The following is a 4,605-nucleotide window of genomic DNA, read 5'->3' on the forward strand; positions in this document are numbered from 1 at the left end:
CCTCTACACGCTCGCCGGTTCGGTGCTGATGCTGCTCGCCATCATGGCGATGTTCTTCCAGTCCGGCACGACCGACATCACCACGCTGCTGACGCATAACTTCCCGGCCAACATGCAGACCTGGCTGTGGCTCGCCTTCTTCGCCTCCTTCGCGGTGAAGATGCCGATGTGGCCGGTGCACACCTGGCTGCCCGACGCGCATGTCGAGGCGCCAACGGCGGGTTCGGTCATCCTGGCCGGCATCCTGTTGAAGATGGGCGGATACGGCTTCCTGCGCTTCTCGCTGCCGATGTTCCCGCTGGCGTCGGAAATGTTCGCGCCGCTGATCTTCACGCTATCGGTCGTCGCCATCATCTACACCTCGCTGGTGGCGCTGATGCAGGAGGACATGAAGAAGCTCATCGCCTATTCGTCGGTCGCCCATATGGGCTTCGTCACCATGGGCATCTTCGCGATGAACCAGGAGGGCGTGCAGGGCGCGATGTTCCAGATGCTCAGCCACGGCCTCGTCTCCGGCGCGCTGTTCCTGTGCGTCGGCGTCATCTACGACCGCATGCATACGCGCGAGATCGACGCCTATGGCGGGCTGGTCAACAACATGCCGAAATACGCGACCGCGTTCATGATCTTCACCATGGCCAATGTCGGCCTGCCGGGCACCAGCGGCTTCGTCGGCGAGTTCCTGACCATGCTCGGCGTGTTTCGGATCAACACCTGGGTGGCGTTCTTCGCCGCTACCGGCGTGATCCTGTCGGCGGCCTATGCGCTCTGGCTCTACCGCCGCGTGATCTTCGGGGCGCTGACCAAGGAGAGCCTGAAGAACCTGCTCGATCTGTCGACGCGCGAGAAGGCGATCATCTACCCGCTGGTGGTGCTGGTGATCTTCTTCGGCGTCTATCCGGCGCCTGTCTTCGATGCCACCACGCAGTCGGTCAAGGCGCTCGTCACCAACGTCACCGCATCCATCAATTCCGCGCAGACCGCGGCGGCGAACTGACCGGGGAAATACCATGACGCCGGACCTTCTCTCCAGCCTTTCGCTCTCGACGCCTGAACTGATCCTCGCCATCGGCGCACTGGCGCTTCTGATGGTGGGCGCCTATTCGCGCTCCAACAACACGATGACGGTGACCGGGCTCGCGGTCGCGGTGCTTGTGATCGCCGGCCTGTGGCTGGCTTTCTCCGACGGCGAGGGGTCTGCCTATGGCAGCGCTTTCGTCCAGGACTCCTTCGGCCGCTTCATGAAAATGCTGGCGCTGATCGGCTCTGCGGTCACGCTCGTCATGTCGATGCGGTTTGCCAGGCAGGAGCATTTCGACAAGTTCGAATATCCGGTGCTGATCGTGCTGTGCACGCTCGGCATGATGCTGATGATCTCCGCCAACGGCATGATCGGCCTTTATCTCGGGCTCGAGCTGCAGTCGCTGGCGATCTATGTGCTGGCGGCGATCAACCGTGACAATGTCCGCTCGACCGAGGCCGGCCTCAAATATTTCGTTCTCGGCGCGCTGTCGTCGGGCATGCTGCTCTACGGCATCTCGCTGGTCTACGGCTATACCGGCAACACCGGCTTTCACGAGATCGCGACGGCGCTGGGCAGCGGCGAACGCCAGCTCGGCCTTGTCTTCGGCCTTGTCTTCGTGCTCGCCGGCCTCGCCTTCAAGATCTCGGCGGTGCCGTTCCACATGTGGACGCCGGACGTCTATGAGGGCGCACCGACGCCGATCACCGCCTTCCTGGCCGCCGCCCCGAAGATGGCGGCGATGGCGCTGATCGTGCGCGTCACCATGGGCGCCTTCAAGCCGATCGCCGCCGACTGGCAGCAGATCGTCGTCTTCATCTCGATCGCCTCGATGGCGCTCGGCGCCTTCGCCGCGATCGGCCAGACCAACATCAAGCGGCTGATGGCCTATTCCTCGATCGGCCATATGGGCTACGCGCTGGTCGGCCTTGCCGCGAACAGCCAGGCCGGCGTGCGCGGCGTGGCGATCTACATGCTGATCTATCTGGTGATGACGCTCGGCACCTTCGCCTTCATCCTCGCCATGCGGCGCAAGGAGGGCAATGTCGAGCAGATCGGCGATCTGGCGGGCCTGGCCTCGACCAATCCCATCATGGCCACCATCCTCACCATCCTGATGTTCTCGCTGGCCGGCATTCCGCCGCTCGCCGGCTTCTGGGGGAAATGGTACGTGTTCCTCGCCGCCATCAACGCGCATCTCTATGCCCTGGCGATCATCGGCGTGCTGGCTTCGGTGGTGGGTGCCTACTATTACCTGCGCATCATCAAGATCATGTGGTTCGACGAGCCTGTCGGCGGCTTTGTGCCGATGGCCAGCGAATTGCGCCTCGTGCTCGGCGTCAGCGGCGCCTTCGTGCTGTTCTATGTGCTGATCGGCGGGCCGATCGGCAGCTATGCCGAAGCCGCCGCCAAGACCTTCTTCTGACGGGATGGCATTTCGGCTGGCTCCAACCGCGGCGTCGGAGGGGTTCCGGCTCGAGGCCCATGACAGCGTCGGCTCGACCAACGCGCTGGCGCTTGAGCATGCACGCGCGGGCGATCCGGGAAAACTCTGGGTCGTCTCGAAGAGGCAGGAAAGCGGACGCGGTCGGCGCGGCCGCGCCTGGGCGACGCCTGAAGGCAATCTGGCGGCGACGCTGCTTCTGGTTCCGAATGGCGAGTTGCGGCTCGCCGCGACGCTTGGCTTCGTCGCTGGGCTTGCATTGGCCGACGCGCTCGATGCCGTCGTCCCGCAAGGGCGGATCGCCGTTGGCCTGGACGGAGCCAGCGAAGGACGCAACCGCTTCGAGCTGAAATGGCCGAACGACGTGCTTGCCACCGGCGCCAAACTTGCCGGCATCCTGCTGGAATCGACCCTGCTCGAAGGCGGCCGTTTCGCGGTTGCCGTCGGCATCGGCGTCAACGTCGTGGCATACCCCGAGGATCTGCCTTATCCGGCGACGTCGCTGCAGGCACTTGGCGCCAATTGCGATGCCGAGATGCTGTTCCTGGCGCTCTCGGATGCCTGGAGCGAGAATTTCAGATTGTGGGATGACGGGCGGGGACTTAGCGCGATTAGGAAACGCTGGTTGGCTCGCGCCGCGGGGCTCGGCGGCGAGGTTGCTGTCAGAATTGACGGCAATGTGGTGCGCGGCGTCTTCGAAACCATTGACGAGGACTGCCGTTTCGTGATCCGCGACGATGACGGAACTGTTTTGACGATCGCGGCCGGCGACGTGCATTTCGGCGCGGTCGCGTCGGCCCGTCTTTGACGACTTGATTTGATTGGCTTGGCCTGACTGGCCAGGAAGGAAAGGATTTATGGCGAATACTGAGAACGCCGAACTCGTCTTCGCGCCGCTCGGCGGCGTCGGCGAGATCGGCATGAACTTCGCCCTCTATGGATACGGGCCCGCGGACGCGCGCGAATGGATCGTAGTCGATGTCGGAGTCACATTTCCGGACAGCGCGCATCCGGGCGTCGATCTGATCCTGCCCGACACACGCTTCATCGAGGAGAACCTCGACGGCTTGCGCGGCGTGGTCATAACGCATGCGCATGAGGACCATTACGGCGCGCTGCTCGATATCTGGCCGAAGCTCAAAGTGCCGGTCTGGATGACGCCGTTCACCGCCGGCCTGCTGGAGGCCAAACGGCAGGGCGAGCAGAACGCGCCAAAAATCCCGGCAATGATCTACAGGGCCGGCGAGACGTTCACTGTCGGGCCGTTCGAGATCGAAGCCATCCCGGTTGCGCATTCCATTCCCGAGCCGATGTCGCTGGCGATCTCCACGCCCGCCGGCACGGTAATCCACACCGGCGACTGGAAGATCGATCCGGCGCCGACGATCGGCCCCAAGACGGACGAGGCGCGCTTCCGCGCTTACGGCGACAAGGGCGTGCTGGCGCTGATCTGCGATTCCACCAATGCGCTGAGGGAAGGGGAGTCGCCGTCGGAAGTGGCGGTCGGCGAGGGCCTGAAAGGCGTCATCGAAAACGCCAAGGGCCGCGTCGCGGTCACCACCTTTTCCTCCAATGTCGGGCGCATCGTTTCGATCGCCAAGGCTGCGCGGGATGCAGGCCGGCAGTGCCTTGTGCTCGGCCGCTCGCTGAAGCGCGTGATCGATGTCGCGACCGAACTCGGCTACATGGACGGCCTGCCGGAATTCATTGCCGAGGAGGATTACGGCTATATCCCGCGCGAGAATCTGGTGGTCATCTGCACCGGCAGCCAGGGCGAGCCGCTGGCCGCACTTGCGAAGCTTTCGCGCGACGAGATGAAGTCGGTGGCGCTGACGGCCGGCGACACGGTGGTGTTTTCGTCGCGCACCATTCCCGGCAACGAGAAGGCGATCCTGGAAATCAAGAACCGGCTGATCGACCTCGGCATGAAGATCATCGAGGACGGCGACGCGCTGGTGCATGTCTCCGGCCATCCGCGCCGCAGCGAGTTGCGCAAGATGTATGAATGGGTGCGGCCGCAGATCGGCGTGCCGGTGCACGGCGAGGCGGCGCATCTGGTGGCGCAGGGCTCGCTGATGTCGATGTCGGGCATCGGCCAGGTGGCGCAGGTGCGCGACGGCGATATGTTGAGGCTCTGGCC

General features: G+C 64.0%; 4 protein-coding genes. All 4 read left to right on the forward strand.

Going from position 1 to position 4,605, the window contains the following annotated elements:
• Nucleotides 1-997, forward strand: a 997-nt coding sequence (locus tag EOA32_RS33505; protein ID WP_128374012.1) for an NADH-quinone oxidoreductase subunit M, incomplete at its 5' end; no start/stop codon positions are given.
• Nucleotides 998-1,010: 13 nt separating this feature from the next.
• Entirely contained in the window at nt 1,011-2,447 is a 1,437-nt protein-coding gene (gene nuoN / locus EOA32_RS33510; protein ID WP_095779755.1) for an NADH-quinone oxidoreductase subunit NuoN, read from the forward strand.
• Between the two features lie 4 nt (nt 2,448-2,451).
• The gene (locus EOA32_RS33515) at nt 2,452-3,273 is read left to right on the forward strand and encodes a biotin--[acetyl-CoA-carboxylase] ligase (protein WP_095779754.1); all 822 of its coding nucleotides are present in this window, start codon (nt 2,452-2,454) and stop codon (nt 3,271-3,273) included.
• 49 nt (nt 3,274-3,322) lie between these two features.
• Nucleotides 3,323-4,605 (forward strand): ribonuclease J (locus EOA32_RS33520; protein ID WP_145971444.1); only part of this gene is annotated, 1,283 nt, incomplete at its 3' end.

The organism is Mesorhizobium sp. M1A.F.Ca.ET.072.01.1.1, assembly GCF_004023325.1.
GTDB lineage: Bacteria > Pseudomonadota > Alphaproteobacteria > Rhizobiales > Rhizobiaceae > Mesorhizobium.

Coding starts and splice junctions, on each gene's coding strand:
- nuoN (WP_095779755.1), top strand. CDS start 1,011: ATGACGCCGGACCTTCTCTCCAGCCTTTCGCTCTCGACGCCTGAACTG.
- EOA32_RS33515 (WP_095779754.1), top strand. CDS start 2,452: ATGGCATTTCGGCTGGCTCCAACCGCGGCGTCGGAGGGGTTCCGGCTC.